The organism is Psychrosphaera algicola, assembly GCF_028401425.1.
In the GTDB taxonomy this organism is placed as follows: Bacteria; Pseudomonadota; Gammaproteobacteria; order Enterobacterales; family Alteromonadaceae; genus Psychrosphaera; species Psychrosphaera algicola.
In genome coordinates, this window is sequence record NZ_JAQOMS010000002.1 from 3,115,358 (window position 1) to 3,133,364 (window position 18,007).

At 38.5% G+C, this 18,007-nt stretch carries 17 protein-coding genes and 3 pseudogenes; all 20 read left to right on the plus strand.

What is annotated here, in order from left to right; genetic code table 11:
* Positions 1-573 precede the first annotated feature (573 nt).
* Complete coding sequence (gene tssB / locus PN838_RS17130) at positions 574-1,062, plus strand: type VI secretion system contractile sheath small subunit (RefSeq protein ID WP_215961888.1); 489 nt, start codon at positions 574-576, stop codon at positions 1,060-1,062.
* 26 nt (positions 1,063-1,088) lie between these two features.
* On the plus strand, positions 1,089-1,265 hold the full coding sequence (locus tag PN838_RS27890; RefSeq protein WP_272181425.1) for a hypothetical protein: 177 nt from the start codon (positions 1,089-1,091) through the stop codon (positions 1,263-1,265).
* Positions 1,220-2,545, plus strand: a pseudogene (tssC, locus tag PN838_RS17140) (type VI secretion system contractile sheath large subunit); the annotation flags it as partial. The gene PN838_RS27890 and the pseudogene tssC, both read left to right, overlap by 46 nt.
* Positions 2,546-2,635: 90 nt before the next feature.
* A complete protein-coding gene (gene tssD / locus PN838_RS17145) occupies positions 2,636-3,181 on the plus strand; it encodes a type VI secretion system tube protein TssD (protein ID WP_272181426.1) in 546 nt (181 codons plus the stop codon).
* A 220-nt stretch (positions 3,182-3,401) separates the two neighbouring features.
* Positions 3,402-3,902, plus strand: coding sequence for a type VI secretion lipoprotein TssJ (locus PN838_RS17150; protein ID WP_272181427.1), 501 nt, complete (start codon positions 3,402-3,404; stop codon positions 3,900-3,902).
* A 110-nt stretch (positions 3,903-4,012) separates the two neighbouring features.
* Positions 4,013-5,404, plus strand: a complete 1,392-nt coding sequence (tssK, locus tag PN838_RS17155) for a type VI secretion system baseplate subunit TssK (protein WP_272181428.1) — start codon at positions 4,013-4,015, stop codon at positions 5,402-5,404.
* 50 nt (positions 5,405-5,454) lie between these two features.
* Positions 5,455-6,023: pseudogene (locus tag PN838_RS27520) on the plus strand (DotU family type IV/VI secretion system protein).
* A 95-nt stretch (positions 6,024-6,118) separates the two neighbouring features.
* The gene (locus tag PN838_RS17165) at positions 6,119-6,379 is read left to right on the plus strand and encodes a hypothetical protein (RefSeq protein WP_272181430.1); all 261 of its coding nucleotides are present in this window, start codon (positions 6,119-6,121) and stop codon (positions 6,377-6,379) included.
* Positions 6,380-6,396: 17 nt separating this feature from the next.
* The gene (locus PN838_RS17170) at positions 6,397-6,885 is read left to right on the plus strand and encodes a type VI secretion protein IcmF/TssM N-terminal domain-containing protein (RefSeq protein ID WP_272181431.1); all 489 of its coding nucleotides are present in this window, start codon (positions 6,397-6,399) and stop codon (positions 6,883-6,885) included.
* A 16-nt stretch (positions 6,886-6,901) separates the two neighbouring features.
* Positions 6,902-8,524: a type VI secretion protein IcmF/TssM N-terminal domain-containing protein gene (locus tag PN838_RS17175; protein ID WP_272181432.1), complete on the plus strand. Its 1,623-nt coding sequence runs from the start codon at positions 6,902-6,904 to the stop codon at positions 8,522-8,524.
* Positions 8,521-9,312 (plus strand): hypothetical protein, encoded by a 792-nt coding sequence (locus PN838_RS17180; protein ID WP_272181433.1) that lies wholly within the window; start codon positions 8,521-8,523, stop codon positions 9,310-9,312. The genes PN838_RS17175 and PN838_RS17180 overlap by 4 nt, the downstream gene beginning before the upstream one ends.
* An 11-nt stretch (positions 9,313-9,323) precedes the next feature.
* The gene (locus tag PN838_RS17185; RefSeq protein WP_272181434.1) at positions 9,324-9,596 is read left to right on the plus strand and encodes a hypothetical protein; all 273 of its coding nucleotides are present in this window, start codon (positions 9,324-9,326) and stop codon (positions 9,594-9,596) included.
* Positions 9,589-10,974 (plus strand): type VI secretion system contractile sheath domain-containing protein, encoded by a 1,386-nt coding sequence (locus tag PN838_RS17190; RefSeq protein WP_272181435.1) that lies wholly within the window; start codon positions 9,589-9,591, stop codon positions 10,972-10,974. Before PN838_RS17185 ends, PN838_RS17190 begins: the two co-directional genes overlap by 8 nt.
* Positions 10,944-11,318, plus strand: coding sequence for a hypothetical protein (locus PN838_RS17195; RefSeq protein WP_272181436.1), 375 nt, complete (start codon positions 10,944-10,946; stop codon positions 11,316-11,318). Before PN838_RS17190 ends, PN838_RS17195 begins: the two co-directional genes overlap by 31 nt.
* A 15-nt stretch (positions 11,319-11,333) precedes the next feature.
* On the plus strand, positions 11,334-11,822 hold the full coding sequence (gene tssD, locus PN838_RS17200) for a type VI secretion system tube protein TssD (RefSeq protein WP_272181437.1): 489 nt from the start codon (positions 11,334-11,336) through the stop codon (positions 11,820-11,822).
* A gap of 5 nt (positions 11,823-11,827) precedes the next feature.
* Positions 11,828-12,250, plus strand: coding sequence for a type VI secretion system baseplate subunit TssE (tssE, locus tag PN838_RS17205; protein ID WP_272181438.1), 423 nt, complete (start codon positions 11,828-11,830; stop codon positions 12,248-12,250).
* Positions 12,251-12,258: 8 nt separating this feature from the next.
* Positions 12,259-13,425, plus strand: a pseudogene (gene tssF, locus PN838_RS17210) (type VI secretion system baseplate subunit TssF).
* Entirely contained in the window at positions 13,404-13,907 is a 504-nt protein-coding gene (locus PN838_RS17215) for a type VI secretion system baseplate subunit TssF (RefSeq protein ID WP_272182631.1), read from the plus strand. Before tssF ends, PN838_RS17215 begins: the two are co-directional and overlap by 22 nt.
* Before the next feature lie 167 nt (positions 13,908-14,074).
* Entirely contained in the window at positions 14,075-14,956 is an 882-nt protein-coding gene (gene tssG / locus PN838_RS17220) for a type VI secretion system baseplate subunit TssG (RefSeq protein WP_272182632.1), read from the plus strand.
* A 48-nt stretch (positions 14,957-15,004) separates the two neighbouring features.
* Positions 15,005-18,004, plus strand: coding sequence for a type VI secretion system Vgr family protein (locus PN838_RS17225; RefSeq protein WP_272181439.1), 3,000 nt, complete (start codon positions 15,005-15,007; stop codon positions 18,002-18,004).
* Positions 18,005-18,007: the final 3 nt, after the last annotated feature.

An 18,007-nucleotide genomic window follows, 5' to 3' on the forward strand; every position in this document is an offset into this window, starting at 1 on the left:
CTCAAAATCACGAAACGATATTTGAGATTTTCTTCAGGTTGCTAAGGACATATCATTAACCGAAATATTTGGCTTATTAAATTCGAATAGTGAAATGCATCTGTATTTAACAGGATTTACAAATTTTAGAAGCGGTCTGATGAATTAATCAGGTTTGTAGTAAAAGGTTCATTGATTAACTTTTGCTTTTTGACTAAATAAACTGTATCAATAACAACTATATATTTTTACTTCTCTATAGATGTCTAATAATCCTAGTTTGATTTAGAGTATTGGGTTTGACTTTTTTTAACATCGACTAATTTTAGTCAACTGTGTAGTTGTTTTATATTTGTTCAATGCTGCACATTTGTCCTACACAAAGTGTTTAATTTTTGTCTGTTTAGAAAGTGATATAAAAGTTTACTAGTTTTTGGCTGGTTTTATGTTTGCAAAAATAGAACCATCAGATAACTAGAGTGTGGTTCATAAAGTAATTGGTTATAAGTTAGCTTTTCAGAACACCATTATGCTTTAACTGTATAAGTTGACTGTAAGAATAAAATAAAACTTCATAATGCGAAAGGATAAGATATGAGTAAGAAAAAGAGCGGTTCAGTAGCACCAAAGGAAAGGGTCAATATTTCATACAAACCCGCTGTAGGTGACGCAAATGCCCAAATAGAATTGCCTATGAAAATACTAGTAATGGGGCAATTTTCTTCTCAAGCTGATGATAAAGTCATGGAAGAAAGGGAGATTGTTAACATTAACAAGAATAACTTTGACGAAGTTATGGGATCGATGGATTTAGACATTAATTTTACAGTCCCTAATAAACTTTCCGATAATGACGAAGAATTATCAATAAACTTATCTCCTAAAAGCCTCAAAGATTTTACGCCAGACAAATTGGTTGAGTCAGTTCCAGAATTAAAGCAAATAATTGAATTAAGAAATGCATTAAAAGCATTAAAAGGCCCTTTAGGTAATGTACCTAAAATGCGTCGCACTATTCAAAATATGTTGGCTGATGAAAGCCAAAGAAGTCAACTTGTTAAAGAAGTTGGCGTTAAGAAATAATCAGCTAAGGATAAAAAGGTAGGAAAATGGCTAATACAGATGACGGAATTGTCGAAGTCACACTCGTAGAAGAAATTTTAGATTTTACAAAAATAAGCCAGCAAGACGAAAGCTATCCTGTTGTAAAACAGGGTGTAGAAGCTTTTTACAAGATGTACTTGCTAGAGAATCTGTTGAAAGTGTTCGTATTGATAAGTCACTAGTTGACACAATGATCGATGAATTGGATCAGCGTCTAAGTGCACAAATTGACGAAATACTTCATAACGAAGTTGTAAAGTCTATTGAAAAACCTTGGGCGAGTTTAAACTTCTTATTAAATAGAACCGATTTTTCACAAAATATTAAGGTTCAAATTTTAAACGCTAGCAAAAACGACTTAGTTGACGATTTTGAAGATGCACCTGATATCACTCAGACTGGTTTGTATCGTAAGATCTATACAGATGAATACGGTCAATTTGGTGGTGAACCATTTGGTGTTGTAATAGGCGACTATGACTTTAATTATAAAGCTCCAGATGTTGAACTTCTTTCAAACATGGCATCGTTAAGTGCTATGACTCATGCGCCGTTTATAAGTGCAGCGAGTTGTGAGTTTTTTGGAGTCGATAAGTATGAAGAATTGCCGACATTAAAAGAAGTTGAATCAATATTCGACGGCGCACAATATGCTAAATGGAACGGATTTAGAGAAAGTGATGATGCTCGATATGTTGGCTTAACACTTCCTAGTTTCATGTTGCGTCCAACCTATGGTGAAGACCTGGTTGTTCGCTCTTTTAATTATCAAGAAAAAGTTACATCGAAGGAAGATTATCTTTGGGGTAATGCTGCATATGCTTATGCAAGTCGATTAGCAGATAGTTTCGCACAATTTAGATGGTGTCCGAATATTATTGGACCTCAATCTGGTGGTGCAGTCGAAGACTTGGCTATAGACGTTGTTGATGTTGATGGCAGTGAAGAAGTTCGTGGCCCAGTTGAAGTTGTCATTTCAGACAGAAAAGAGTACGAACTGTCTGAACTGGGCTTTATTCCGTTGACGTTAAGAAAAGGTGGCGATCACGCTGTATTTTTCTCTTCAAACTCAGTTCAAAAAGCAATTAAATTTGGCAATGATGCCGAAGGTCAGATCGCTGAGTTAAATTATCGTTTAGGCACGCAACTTCCTTATTTGTTTATCGTTTGTCGTTTAGCGCATTATATTAAAGTGCTACAACGTGAAAACTTAGGTAGTTGGAAGACAAGGGCTGATCTTGAAACTGAACTTAATAAGTGGTTGAGAAGGTATGTTGCAGATCAAGAGAATCCATCTCCAGCAACTAGAAGTGCTCGCCCTTTAAGAAAAGCCGAATTGGTTGTTTCTGAAGATAAAAGTGATGCAGGTTGGTTCTCTGTAGCATTAAGCGTTACACCACATTTCAAGTTTATGGGGGCTAATTTTACATTATCCTTAGCAGGGTCATTAGAGAAAGCTTAACAACCTTGGTGAAGTCCACATACCAGTGAACTTCACCGATAAATTTATTTAACATGGTGATATACCACCTATTGATAGGGAACTTTGATTATGCCAAACGAAATTTTTGTGACGATAGAAGATGCTGAAGGGAATAACCTGACCGAAGGTGCTTCGTCTAAAGAAAGTATAGCTTCATACTATAAAGAAGAGCATTTAGATAAGATATTTGCCTGGGCTTTTGAGCAAAAAAGTGTTTTACCGATAGATCCAAGAAATGGTCAAGTTACTGGGGTCAGAAGGCATGAATACTTTGAAATAACAAAATTGATTGATAAAAGTAGTCCAATATTGGCGCAACTATTGTCTCAACCTACAGACTTGAATATCCATATTGAATTTTATCGTTCACCTGATGAAACAAGTGGTGGTGAGCCTGTACGTTACTATCAAATTAAAGTAGCAGAAGCGAAACTGATAAGCCTTTCTACAGTGTCGCCTAATGCAATGGATCCTAGCAATGATAATTATATGGCTACAGAAAAATTGCAGTTTAGTTTTAATGCAATAGCATGGAAACATGACATTTGCGGAACTGAATGTGTAGATTCATCGTCAAATGGTGAAAATACAGAATTAGTCGCATTTGACGATTAAGAAAGCGGAACCAGCAATAGTAACTTCTATTGCTGGTTCTAAATGTGTTAAAGCGATTAAAACGATAAAATGACAAAATGCAAAATAAAGCCATATTTTCTATTTTTTTATATATGTACTTTTCCTAACCGGCTGTGCAACGCCACTTCCTGAATGGAAAGGTACAATAGAGGAACATCCTCCACTGACAATCGACGATCCACAAATTGAAGGCAATAATTTGATTTGGCAGTGGCACACAAATAAATGGCATTATCGGGGCAACGCCGAAATTGTTGATGCCTATGAAACTTGGGATTATGATCCCGCAGCGATAGTCTTCCGTTTTCAAACACCACCACAACTGAATTTATACGTTGGAAAACCGCATAGTTTGTACTTAAAAGTTTTTCAACTGTCTGACCTAAAAGTATTTAAAGATATAGCGAGTACGCCCGCAGGAATTAGAGAGCTACTTACTAGTAAGAAAGAAGATATTGATACGAGTATCGTTGCTTCTTCAGACTTAACTATTTCACCAAGTAGTAATGAAGTGATAACGGTAGATAGATTTAAAGAAACAAAATTTGTAGCGGTTGTTGCTGGTTATTATCAACTGCAGACGGAAGATAGTGTTCAAATATTTGAAATCCCTTCTGTTGCCAATCGAACCGAGTATTCCGCGTCTACAATTAGTAATCTGAACCCATTTTCTGAACTATGGTATTTCAGAGGCAGCTAGAATTAAGGTATGGGTTGATTTAGGCGTAACAAAAATATCTAGAGTGCAAATGCTCGCTCAATAATAATAATTTATGCCGTCAGACATATAAACGAGTAAAGGATAACTTAGTGAATTTCAATAAACCATTATTTTGGCATCAGGGACTCTTCCTTCAGCCTCAACACTTTCAATATCAGTCTTTGCATTCGCAACAAGCTGTATATCAACTTTACGGTATAAATAACCCATTCCCGTGGGGCGTTTCGAATATGCATCTTGACAGTCAAGCACTTAATAGGGGCTTTGTAGAGCTAAATACTCTTGATGTATTGTACGAAGATGGTTCATTAGTTTCGTTTCCTGAAAATGCGTTAATTGCGCCTCGCAGTTTTGAAAGCCACTGGCAAGATCGTACCAAAGGCATAATCGTTTTAGCAGTAATTTCAAAGCTCAGTGATAGTAGAAGTAATGTTACTCAGGTTCCAAGTTATGATAATAGCCAAATTATCTCTACCCGTTACGTGTCAAGTATCGAGGGTGAATCGATTAAAGATGTCCATCAAGGCGACCAGTCAGTTACTGTTAAAACGATGAAATATGTCGTTAGGTTAATATTTGAGGACGAAATTGAACAGTTTTCAGATTGTTTAATTATGCCAATAACTAAGCTTGAAGAAATTGAAGACGTCGTGATGTTCAGTAAAGAGTTCATTCCAGCTTCCGTTTGCATCAATGCGTCTTCCATTATGATGGATCAACTTAAAGAGATTAGAGACGAGTTACTCGGGCGTTCTAAACAACTGGAAAATTATAAAAATACTTCTACTTCAAGAAGTGCCGAGTTTAATCCGGTTTCAGAACGCTACCGTAGTGCGTTAAGAGTGATTGCTCGATATGCCCCAATGTTAAATCATTACTTAGAACACCCATCGATTACGCCATTTGAAATGTTTGGCCATATTCGAGCATTAATAGGTGAATTATCAACATTTTCTGCACGCTACAGTATATTAGGTGAATCATTAGACGGAACCGTTTCGACGATTAAGTATAATCACCGTGAGTTATTCCAGTCATTTGAGAAAACGAAGGCCTTGTTAGTCAGCTTATTGGATGAGTTAACAGTAAGTCCAGAGCTTTTGGTACGATTGGAAAAACAAGACGACGGGTCATATAACTGTAAGTTACCAAGCGAATTTTTTGTTAGACAGCATAGTATGTACTTGCTGTTAGAAAGTAATCTAGCGGCGAATGACTATATCAGTTCGTTTAAAAATTATGCGAAACTTGGGGCGAAATCCCATGTTGAACGCTACGTACAAAGCGCAATACTAGGGGTTGAGTTCACTCATTTGGATGAACAACCAACAGGATTAGAACAACGTCCTAAAGTGACCTACTTTACAATTGATCGAACCAGCAGTAAATGGAAGGCAATTGAAGAAGAAGGAATGTTTGCAGTACATTGGGACGATGCCCCGGACGATTTGATTATTGAAATGGTTTTGGTAAGAGGTTAGGGAGCGACATGAGATTAGTTGACTGCTTTATTGGAAGTTTAAGTTATACCATGCAGGTTGTTGAACATGCAGAAATCGACAAAGAAAATAGTTATGATTCTGTGCGTTCACACATTACTAGCCAGTTAGATAGTTTACTGGGTTTTGCACTAGACGGGGGTTATACCAAATCTCAATACCAGTCGGCACTTTTTGCTGTTGTAACCTTTATAGATGAAAAACTCATCGCTTCAAAGTGGGAACATAGGAAGGTTTGGGGGCGAAATTTACTGCAACGTTTCTATTTTGATACAACCCAAGGTGGTGTTGAGTTTTTACAAAGTTAGATGGACTAAATCCATTTAACCCTGCAGAGCGGGATATAAGAGAAGTATATTATTACTGTTTAACTCTCGGATTCACCGGGAAGTTTTATGATTCAGGACTTCAGTCACAACTTGATTCAATAAAGTACGACAATTACAAATTGTTAGCTGATGAGTTGAATGATGAAGCCACGTTGTTTCAGGAGCTTATTCTAAGAAAAAGGTTGAAGGGAAGATACACGTTAAAAAGACTTTTCTCCGCTAGTTTATGGTGGACCTATTTTAATCGTAGCTTTCGCTTACTTTTTCTTTAAAAAGATCTGGTTGGTTTGGCGAACTTTTTAGTTATCTCAATATGATAACTACCTCTTAAAATTAACAAAATTATGAGTCAGCCGTGAAAATTTTTTTGAAAATATTATTATACATATTTATTTGGTTAGTCATTTCAGGCTTAGTGATTGGCGGAGCTGTTTTAGCTGGTGAAGAGCTGATGACGGGCGTGAATTACGCAATTGGCGTGTTTGTCGCTTGGTTATTATTTTTGCTTATTCGCAAAGGTATTTTGTATTACAGAGCAAAACAACAGGTTGAAGGACTGGTTAATGTTGAAGAGGGTGAAAAAAATCAGCCTTCTCATTTAACTTCTCGTTTGAGAAAACGCTGCTAGAGAAAAATTTCTCTCAAATGACCAAACTGTTGCGCCAGAGCTATCTAAAAGTTCATGGCGATCCAATGTACGTTTTGCCTTGGTATTTAGTTATAGGCCAAAACGGAAGTGGTAAGTCATTTTTACTAAATGAAGCCAACCTATCTTCACCAACCATAGATTTACAAGGGTTGGACAAAACTGAGCAAGATATAAATTGGAAACTATTTAATCAAGGTATCGCACTTGATGTTCCAAGTAGTTATATTAATTCTACCGACGATAATAAAAATAACCCTAAGTGGCATCTGTTATTAGAATTGTTACGCAAACAGCGTCCTAAAGAACCTATAAATGGTGTTGTTGTTACTTTAACGATGGAAGATTTGCTTGGTGAGAAAAGCCAGCAACTTATCGAAAAGGCAATTGAGTCACGCCGAGCAATCGAACAATTGATGCAACAACTCAGTGTTGTTGTGCCAGTTTATGTTGTTATAACTCATACAGACAAAATGCTAAGGTTTTAATGATTGGGTTGAGACGTTGCTTGGAGCTAAACTAAACCAACCGATTGGCGAGGTTAATAACGATGGCTTAACAGCGGCAAATTTTGTTGGTCACACTGTCGGTGAGCTCGCAGAGCGAATTAAGCAATTAATGCTTAATGCGATAAAAGACAGTACTGTCACTCCGGAATTACTGCTTTTACCTAGCCAGTTTGAAAAATTGGAAAGACACCTTTCAATCTTTTGTGGTTCTTTGTTTCAAAACAACCCATATCAAAAAACACCTAACTTTAGGTCACTTTATTTTACTGCGGCCGACGACAACACTAGAATGGTTTCTGGTCGCAGAGGCCTGTTTAGCCAAATACTGCTTAGCAAAATATTGCCGGGCGAACGAGATATGGTTAGCTCAATCGGTCGTTCAGAACGTATTGTTAGAAGCCGGATTTTTGGTAAGTCATTGGCGTGGAATGCAACATTAGCTGCTGTATTAGTAGCATTATATTTTAGCTATTCGACTGATTCAGAAATACTTGATACGTCAGTATCTAAGTATGCGGGAAGTTTTGAAGAGTCAGTGCAACTTTCAGCAAACGTAAGGTCACTATACGATTTTCGAGATATGGTTTCACGTCTAGAGGAGCACTCATGGACACCTTGGATGGGCTATTCTGAAACACCTGATTTTATTGTTAAACTACAAGGTTTGTTCTCAGAACGAGTTAATGCTCGAATTGTAGAAAAAACCGATCAATTTTTTGTTCGAGAACTCTCAAAAAGGTTTGTTCAAGACAGTGATATTTCTGAAGAAAAGATTGTTGCTTTTATTAGTACGTTGGTCCGAAGAATCAACATAATTGATGCCTATCTTGAAGGTTCAGATATGGAGTCATTACCGCCACCATATAGTGTGTCAGATGCTGACTTTTTTGGTATTCAAGATCCAAATATCGTCGCTCAACTTAATACCCTATATTTACAATCGTTGAATTGGTCGACTAATCGCGCTGACATAGAACAAGAAGCAAAGTTAATGGACGAGCAACTAAATGATATTTTGCTAAAAAGTAAAGATCTCGCCAAGTGGTTAATACCATGGGCAAATAAGGTAGCAAGCACTGCTGAAATTAAAGTATCTGATTATTGGAGTGTTGGTACCGGAGCTATGACGTTTGATTCGGTAGTCAACGGTGCATATACGGTTGAAGGTAAAGAAACCATTGACCAGTTTATTGCGCAGATTAGGCAGACTCAACGATATGACGACATATTAGACGACATATTACCTGGATTTGAACAAGAATATAAAAAGCAGTACTTAGAAAATTGGGAGCGATTTTCTAAGAACTTTAGCAAAGGGACAGAGAAACTAAATAGTAGAAATGAATGGCTAATGGTTGTTAATAATTTATCAACGGGCCGTAATTTATACTTTAATGCACTTAATTTAGTTAATGAACAAATTGCACCATACAAAGACGATGTCGAACTGCCAGAGTGGGCAACGATGGTTTTCTATTACGAAGATATGAGTGCGTTTGCGCCTGAGCAAAAGACCGATGGTGCTCAGAATAAAATGTTAACTAAAATGGCACTTAAGATTGTTGGTAAAGCTGGTCCGCTTGGTAAAGCATTGTCGAAAGCTGGAAAAAGGGCATGAAAACCCAGAAGAAAATGGCAAAAGGCGCTTCTGGACCTTCACCTGATGAACGACAAATGCAATTAGAAGAAGCAGGCAAACTTCTTGGTGAATATAGAGAGTCGTTAGGGAGTTTTGTATATAGCGCTGAAATGCGCTCAGTATCACATGCTGCGATTAGTAGTTTATTTTCTTCACCGGATAACCCTGCCGTGGGTGACGGAAGTCTAGCCAGTGTGTATAGCAGCCTCAAGAAACTTCAGGCAATTGTTGGCAAAGAAACCCCAAGCAACTCTGCGTTCTGGGCACTCTATGGCGGTGCTATCGAACTTATGCAAGATTACATGTTAAATGAATCTTCTTGTAAAGTTCAGGATGTTTGGGAGCAAGAGTTCTTAACGAATATCGATGGTGTCCCTAACTACAAAGTGCCAAATATGGTCTTTGGAGAACAAGGAATGCTATGGTCGTTTCTCGATTTACAATTGGCTCCTTTTGTAGCTAAACGACTAGGCGCAGGCTTTGTCGCTAAAGATGTAGATAAAGTTAAATACCCGCTTAATCCAAGCTTTTTAGAGTTTGCTGCAAAGGCTGATGATGCTCGAAAATCCAAGCAAGAGTTCTATCCTGTAAACTTAGCGACATTACCAACAGGCACTAATTTGGACGCAAAATATCATGTAAGCAAAACGGAATTAGAATTACTATGCGCTGAAGGTTCAACTATTTTGGTTAATCAAAATTTTGCTAATAGCCAAATGTTTAAGTGGGGGAAAGTTGCAGCGAAGTTAAGCTTAGAATTAATATAGGTCGGTTTGTATTGGAAAAACGGTATGAAGGTGAACTTGGTTTCCCTAACTTTTTGGCAGACTTTAAAACTGGTCAAAAAAGGTTTACGGCCGGAGACTTTCCTGAATTAGCCGATAGGTTAAGAGAGGCCGGTGTTAGCTATGTGGACCTGCAATACACTATGTCTGGGCAGAATGCATTGTTAGAAGCGCTTGACCGTAAGCAACTAGAAATTCCTAGAACGATTTCAAGTTGCTGGAACACAGGTGTGCTTACTGCAGCGGTATTAACTGAACATGAGTGATTTAATATCATCCCCTTCATGGGATCGGATGGAGTTTACCTATCAGTCTGCTGATAGTGGTGAAGACGTGTCTTTACCACTAAAGCTATTAATTCTTGGAGACTTTAGCGGGCAATTCCAAAAAGACTTTGATGATGCAACCCAAATTGATACGAGAAGCTTTAACCAAGTTCTCGCGGCAATGGATGTCGAAGTTTCTTTTGAATTAGCGGTCGACCTTGATAATAATCGCGTCACCTATATTGATATAGATGTATCCATTGCGCGAATCTCTGATTTCGAGCCTGAAAGTCTATTGATGTCAGTTGATTACCTTTATCAGCATGTAGCGTTGATTAAGAAATTGAAACTATGTCTTAATCAAGCGACATTAAACAATGTGGTGCTAGATGAAAAAGAGCAGGCTTTATTAGCTCATTGCGGCATCGATTATGCGGTGTCGAGTTTTGACGAATTGCCATTTATTCTATTTGATATAAATGAGCACCTGCATGAAATACTGTCACAGGTTATTCAAAACGAACAGTTCCAAAAACTCGAATCGATATGGCGAAACCTATATCGCCTAGTTTTTTCTGAAGAGTTGGCAGAAAGTTGCGTTATCGAAATACTCGACATAAGTAAGGCGTCTTTAGAAGAGGATTTTGAAGCCAATAGAGAAATACAAGATACAGTATTGTATGATGCCGTTTATCTAAAAGAGTATGCTCAATACGGTGGTCAGCCTTATAGTGCAATTATTGCTGATTACTATTTTTCTGCGGGTAGTCAAGACTTACAGCTTCTCAAAAATATCGCGAAGGTATGTAGATTAGCTCATGCGCCATTTATCGCAGGTGCTTCACCTAAATTTTTCAATGAAGAGGATTTTAGTCAATTAGAGATTATCAGTGACATCCCTGAGTTGATGTCTTCACCTCGATACATTAAGTGGCGATCATTTCAAAAAACATTAGATTCAGCATATATTGGTTTAGCATTACCACGAGTTAAGCTCCGAGAGGCTTATAAACTTGGAGCCGGAGAAATTGACGCAATTCCATACTCAGAAAGCGTGGCAGAGAATGTAAACCAAAATTTGTTAGGAAATGCCTCGTTTGCTTTTGCAAAATGCCTGATTAATAGTTTCGCTAAATATGCCGTTTGCACTGACTTAACGGGTCACGTCGGTGGTAGTGTTGATATGTACCACTCAACCGATACGTCTAAGCAGTTATTTCCAAACTACATGATTGAAGCCATGATTTCTGAGCGGCAGTTGATGGATTTAGCGAATGTAGGCTTTTTAACGCTGGCTTACAACAAAGCCCAACAGAATTTATTCTTTACCTCTTCAGCGTCAGTTCGGTGGGGAATTTCTCGGCTCATAAATCACTAGATCCAAGTGAAAATTTTAGTTCTCAAGTGGAAGCACAACTCCCTTATATATTTATCGTTTCAAGAATCGTGCACTATTTGAAGGTAGTGCAAAGGGAGTCAATTGGGGTCCAGAAAAGTTTGATCCAAGTACAAACAGAACTAAACAAATGGTTAAAACGTTATGTGTCAGACGTTGAAAATCCTGCAGAGGCAATTCGAGCTCGAAAGCCACTAAAAAAAGCTGAAGTTGTTTTATCTGCACCAGATATTAATGGTGAACAATCTTTAGACCTAACGATCGTGCCTCATTTACGATTTATGGGTAAAGACTTCAGTTTAAGTCTCACGATGAACGTAGATTAAGCAAAGGAAATCGACATGGCAATGATTGGATTTTTAACTCTACGAGGTGATATTCAAGGGGTTATAGAAGGGAGTTCACGTTACGAAGGTAACGAGACGGAGATTGAAGTATTAAAATTTGATCACCAAATAGAAATCCCCCGTTCCGCTAATAATCAGGTATCTTCAGGGCAGATTGTTCATAGAGGTATACAGATTAATAAGTTGGTGGACAAAAGCACCCCTAAATTGGCGCAAGCCCTTGATAACAGAGAAGTCCTCAGTGAAGTAGTGTTAAGTTGGTATGTCCATACGACAGTAGGTGACCGAGAATTAATGTATCGTATTAAATTGGAAAACGCACTGTTGACCAAAATAGAGACTTGGTCGCCACATCTATACGATACCCAGCATGACGGATATCGTTTAATGGAAAATTTGACCATTAGTTACGAAAAAATAATATGGAGTTATGGCAGCGACGGCGACGTGGAATACGAAACCCAAGCGAAAGGAGCCGACTAAATATTATGAGTCATCTACGATTATTTGAACGACTAGCTTCCCTTGATTTAGAAAGTGAACAAAGAGCGAATACTAAACGGATCTCTGTAAAAAGTTCGATTTTGAATCATCTGGAAAAGTTGTTTAATACCCCGTTAGGGTCAGTCGAAGTTGACCAAGAATATGGTTTGTTAGGTGATGCGACCCAAGTTATTGGTAACAGACCACCAGATCCGCAACTGATAGTAAAAAGAATGTTGGCTCAAATCCATCAATATGAACCGCGATTAACAAAGCCTTTGATTAAAATGCAAATTAACGAGGAAGATAATTTGTTAGTTAGGTTTGAGATCAGTGGCTCTATTTTTCAAGATGCAGAAGTGACTGACATCACATTTACTGGCGCCGTGTTAGCTAACGGCAATTTACAATTTGATAGCGTCAACTAGGATGTGTTGTGTTAACTAATTATTACAAACAAGAATTGAGGCTATTGAAGTCAATAGCAAAGGACTTCTCACGCGACAACCCTGCACTTACTCGGGCATTGACTGGTGCGAACGCTGATCCTGATGCGACACTTATTTTAGAAGGTGTGGCATTTTTAACCGCAAATATTCGCTAGGAACTCGACAGCCAGTTTCCAAAGTTTTTACACAGTTTGGCGCAATTAGTCTGTCCACAATATATTCGCCCAATGCCAAGCGCCACCATGATCGCTTTTAAACCTAAGCCAAGTTTAGCAAAACCACTTGCGGTGAATGCGGGGACTTACATTGATTCAAAAGAAAGTGACTTAGGAAGCTGTCGATTTAAAACGGTCGACAAAATAGAAATATTACCAATAAACCTAATTGACGTTGTTGAAAAAAGTCGTGACGGCGATTTGAATTTTAGTTTGCAATTCGAGTTAATAAACACAACCCTTGATCAGCAGCCATTTGATAAGATAAGACTTTATATAGGTGGTGAATACGAAGAAGCATGTGATTTATATTACCTGCTCGTTAATCAAATTAAAGAAGTAACAATGTCCTCTAGTGGTGATATTTCATTGCCTGTTGACGTTGTGCAACCTGATGGAATAGAAAACCAAACCAGTATTTATCCTCAACCTCCTAGGTTGATGCCTGCATATGATTTACTTCAAACTTACTTCCTATTTCCTGAAAAGTTTTTGTTTATTGATATCGACTTGTCTCAATGGCGGGACCGTGGGGCTGGCACCCGGTTTAGTATTAATATTTCGATGCGTAAGGCGAATATAGAGTTACCAAAATTATCAAAAGAGCATTTTTGGCTAAACGTAACACCAGCTGTTAATTTATTTGAAGCCGAATCCCATTCGGTACTGATTTCTCCTACTGAAAATGAGTATCAGTTGTTACCAAATACCGGCTCTAATAAAGCGAATCATGAAATATATGCAGTTGAGCAAGTGGAGAGTAATGCCCGCGGGGTAGAGCAATCTAGAGAATATCAATTGTTCGGGGTCATCAGGTCAATACCAGCACTCAATCTGTTTATGAACTGGTATATAAAAATATTCATAAGCCATCAGTCGATACGTATATTAAACTTGCATTTGATCCAAATACACCGATTGCCAACAACGAAATACTAAAAGCTAAACTCACCTGCAGTAATGGCAATCAAGCTGACAAATTACATACTGGGGACATCGGTGTAGCAACCTCAAATACTCCAGAGCTAGCGACCTTTAAAAATATTACATCACCGACAACAAGTCGAAAAATTCCATTAGACGGTGATATGCTTTGGCAGTTGATCTCACATTTATCATTAAACTACCTATCAATCACCGACAGCTCAACATTAAAATCAATTTTACAGCAGTACATTTCACCAGACGCAAAGGCAAAAAGTCAGCGTTTGTTAAATGAAAAGAAAATAGAAGCGATTACAGAAGTTAAAATTAAGCGGGAAGAACGACTCTTTAACAATGCGTTTGTACATGGTCAGAATATTATGGTGACCGTAAAACCCGAAAACTTTGCAAGCCTCGGTGATCGCTTTTTGTTCGGCTCTATTCTTGATAAATTTTTGCTAGTACTGCGGCTATTAACGTTTATAGCGAATTTGTAATGGAAGACTTTTTAGTGGGGAGGTGATCAAGTGGCCAGCACAATTAGGCAAACGAGCCCTTCAGTAGAAGAGCGAATTTTAACGTCTCCAAAATCATTTACCTTCGAACGATTGCTAACTAATTTATATGCAATTGTGAAGGCAAGTGGTGAAGATCCGCTAAAAAAATACGAGTACGTCCAGCACTTTCAATGCAAATTAGTCGAAGTGAGATTGTTTCGGTTACAAAAAATTCATATGGAGAATTTGAAGTTGTAACCAATATACTTGGCTTGTACGGTTCGTCATCTCCATTGCCTAGCTTCTATACCGAAGAATTATTGCAATTTGAGCAAGAAGAGCAAACTACAGCTCGGCAGTTTTTAGACATAGTACATCAACGTTTGTATCAACTATTTGCGTTAGCCCAAAAGAAATATAATTCAGTAAGTCAGGTCGTTGAATTTCAAAAACGTGATTTTAGCCAGCTACTACATCATTTAATTGGCACGAGTGATATAAGCCTACAGCAAAAATTAATAACCCCGGACATGCTGTTAAAGTTCTCGGGGCTACTGGCAAGTAAGCAACGTTCCGCTCAAGGGTTAAAGTCGTTACTTGAAACTTATTTAGCTGAGTTAAAAGTGGATGTGTCTGTAGAACAATATGTCGAACGACAAGTGATAGTGCCTCTTCAACATTTATCTTCACTCGGTGTTAATTCATGTGAATTGGGATGTTCGGCATTGGTCGGCGATAAAGTGATAGATAATAGCTCGAAAATAATTATTCATTTGGGACCTTTGTCACAGGGCACATTTGAGCAGCTAGTTAATAATAAAAATCGCTGGCAGGCCTTTATTGCGTTAGTAAAAACGTATATTGATAGACCTCTTGAAGTCGACATCAAAATAGGGTTGATTACAAAGGCGGCCAAAGGTATCCGTTTAGGTGAAAAGCAATGGGGGCAATTAGGATACGACACGTGGCTATTGCAAGAACAAGATCATACAGATGGTAAGAAAGACGGTGTTGAAGATGTGTTAGTGACAACCCTCAATTTGCTATAAATTTACTATTATTGCGGTTTAGCGTTTTAGGTTTTTAGGAGTTAAGCAGTGGACAATACAATAGCGTTTTCATTCGAACACAATGCTCTGTCTCCAGACGACAAGGTTCAAGTGTTGTCTTTTAAAGGGACAGAAGGTATTTCTCGTCTATATGAGTTTGAAATTGAGTTATTGTCTGTCAATCCCGATATTGATATCGACAAGATTCTTGAGACACAAGCGTCGTTGACCATTACTTTGGGTAACGAAGAAAGAGTCATCCAAGGAATAATTTCCCATTGTGATGCAGTTTCTCAGGTTAACAACCAGACACTATATAAAGCCAAATTGGTGCCGAAACTTTGGGAATTATCACTGTTTCACACGAATGAAATCTATTTAGATCAAAATATTAAAGAAATAATAGAAATGGTACTCCAAGAGGCGGGATTTACCACGCAAGATTACGACCTTTCGGGCTTACAAGGTAACTATCGAAATTGGGCTTATAAGTGTCAGTATAATGAAAGCCACCTAGATTTTATTTCTCGATTAATGGAACGCGATGGCATTTATTATTATTTCACCCAGGGTGAAATAGGTGAAAAGTTAGTGTTCTGTGATTCATTGCAAACGCAGGAAGATATTACAAACAGTGATGTAACTTATAGCCCAAACGCCTCATTAGAAATAAACGCTTTAGCAAATACAATCACTAGTTTTATCAATCAAAAGAAACGATTACCCCACAAAGTATTATTGAAAGATTACAACGATGATAAACCCTCGGTCGATATCAAAGGCGAGTTTATCGTTGATGAATCTGCTAATCCATCGAGTGAGATTTATGTGTGGGGACAAAATATACAAACCCCTGAAGAAGGTGGTCAACTTGCTCAAATTCGAGCCGAAGAAATTAGTAGCACAAAGTCGGTGTATTATGGTGAAAGTACCGTTATTAGATTGATATCAGGGCATCAATTTACGCTTGAAGGGCATTTTAGAACGAGTTGTAATCAAGATTATTTACTGCTTAACATTGAACACGAAGCAAAGAACCCAAGTCTATTGCACTACGCAGACGGAGACATAGGTGAAGCCGTCGTATATCAAAATACGTTTTCCGCAATTCCAGCCGACATTCAATATCGGAGCAGTCAAGTTACTGCTAAGCCAGAAATACATGGCACATTAAACGCCTTTGTTGATGCGGAAGGTGATGGTCATTATGCCGAATTAGACGAAGAAGGTCGCTACCGAGTTACGTTACCTTTTGACCGGTTGAATCGTGATGGCGGAAAATCGTCCCATTGGATCCGAATGAGTCAACCCTATGGTGGCGAGGGACAAGGTATGAGCTTCCCTTTGAGAAAGGGTACTGAAGTATTGCTCACGTTTATTGGTGGCGATCCTGACCGACCTGTTATCGCGGGCACTGTGCCAAATGCCTCACAACCAAGTATTACGACTTCGGATAACCAAACCAACAGCTTAATTAAAACGGGCTCTGGTAATAAAATTGAACTAGAAGATCAAGACGGTAAAAACCGCATTAAATTACAAACCGGAGACAACAAGACCTATATGCATTTAGGAGCCCCTAATCATGATGGTGATGGCTTTGTCCTAATGACAGCAGGTATGGAGCGGAAGGAGATTAGAGGGGGTTACCAAGCTTTTGTTAGTGTTGGTAGTTACTACTTTGAAGGCGCTGATGGCAATGTTGTAAATGTAAGTGGAATTGCCGCCAATACAGAAAACGATGGTTTGGATGACGATACTACCAATGCTGAAAATGGTTCTCTAGATTCCGGAAACGACATCATAAACGAACAAAACGTTTTTTCCTTCAAATTGAAAAAACTTGTAGAAGAAGCTGAAGACGGGAGTACAACTGGTTATTCAACTGATGGAAAAACGGCAACATCGGCTAGTGATTTACCTAGTCACTTTGATCTTGGCGAAGCTGGTTTTCCGGCGGATGCAGTAATGACTCGTGAAGTCGAGTTAGCGGGTAACTTTGTAATCGAACGCCGAGTAGGCGAGCGTTATGTTTGGTCTGCGGGAAATGAATATATCTACGGCGCAGACAAGATATTTGATTTCGGTAATAGTTGGGACGAATTTCATATTAATGAAGATGGCATTGATGACAATGCAGAGAATTTTGGCCCTGACATGTCGGCAATTTCAAATGCGCTAAACACCGATCCAGAATACTTCGCAGATAGTAGTACCGGTTTATATAACTGGGGTGACGAAACTCGCGCAATCGACCCAGAAAATCAAATAGTCGAGATGAAGTGGGGTGATGAATTTGAATACCACCATGGTCGCCGATTTGAATGGTGCAGCGATCCAGCCGATTACGCGTTTGGCAATGGCTATGTCGAAAGTTTAATTAATTCCAATACAGAAACCATTAATGCGTCACATTCCCATGATAAAGCGTCTCCAGGTGGACCGAGATATGGAGATATCACTTCTAAGCATTATGCGTTTACTTTAAGTGCTGGCTCAACGTCAGCAAGTAAAGAAATTGGCAATTCTTATAACTATAAAAATGGCAATGACATTTCAGTAACTGTGGGGACTTCAGAATCAGAAACTTACGGCAACGCCTATAGTTATACTGATGGAGATACGTATGATGTCGTTATGGGGAATAGTTACACCAAACAATGGGGCAGGGATGACACATTTTTTATGGGCGGGACTAGTGAATTCAAATTCGCAGCTTCGTCGACAATGTCTTTAGCGGCAACAAGCGATCTATTTTTAGGGCTTAAAAATGATATTTGTATTGCTGCACGATTCTCTCTTGATGTAGCTGCATGCACCGACGTTGTTACTGGACTGAGGGCTGACATTAGTGCTGGTATTAGGGCCGAAATTAGCTTGACTGCAGCAACTGAATTTGATGCTGTACAAATAAAAACAAAGCTAACAGAATTAAAAAACTCAGTTTCTAATCTAAGTACTACGGCGACAAAAATTGAGACTGCAGGTGCGGGAATCAAAACTGCTGGCGCCTATATTGGCTCAGGCCTTATAAGATTATTGAGTTAGATA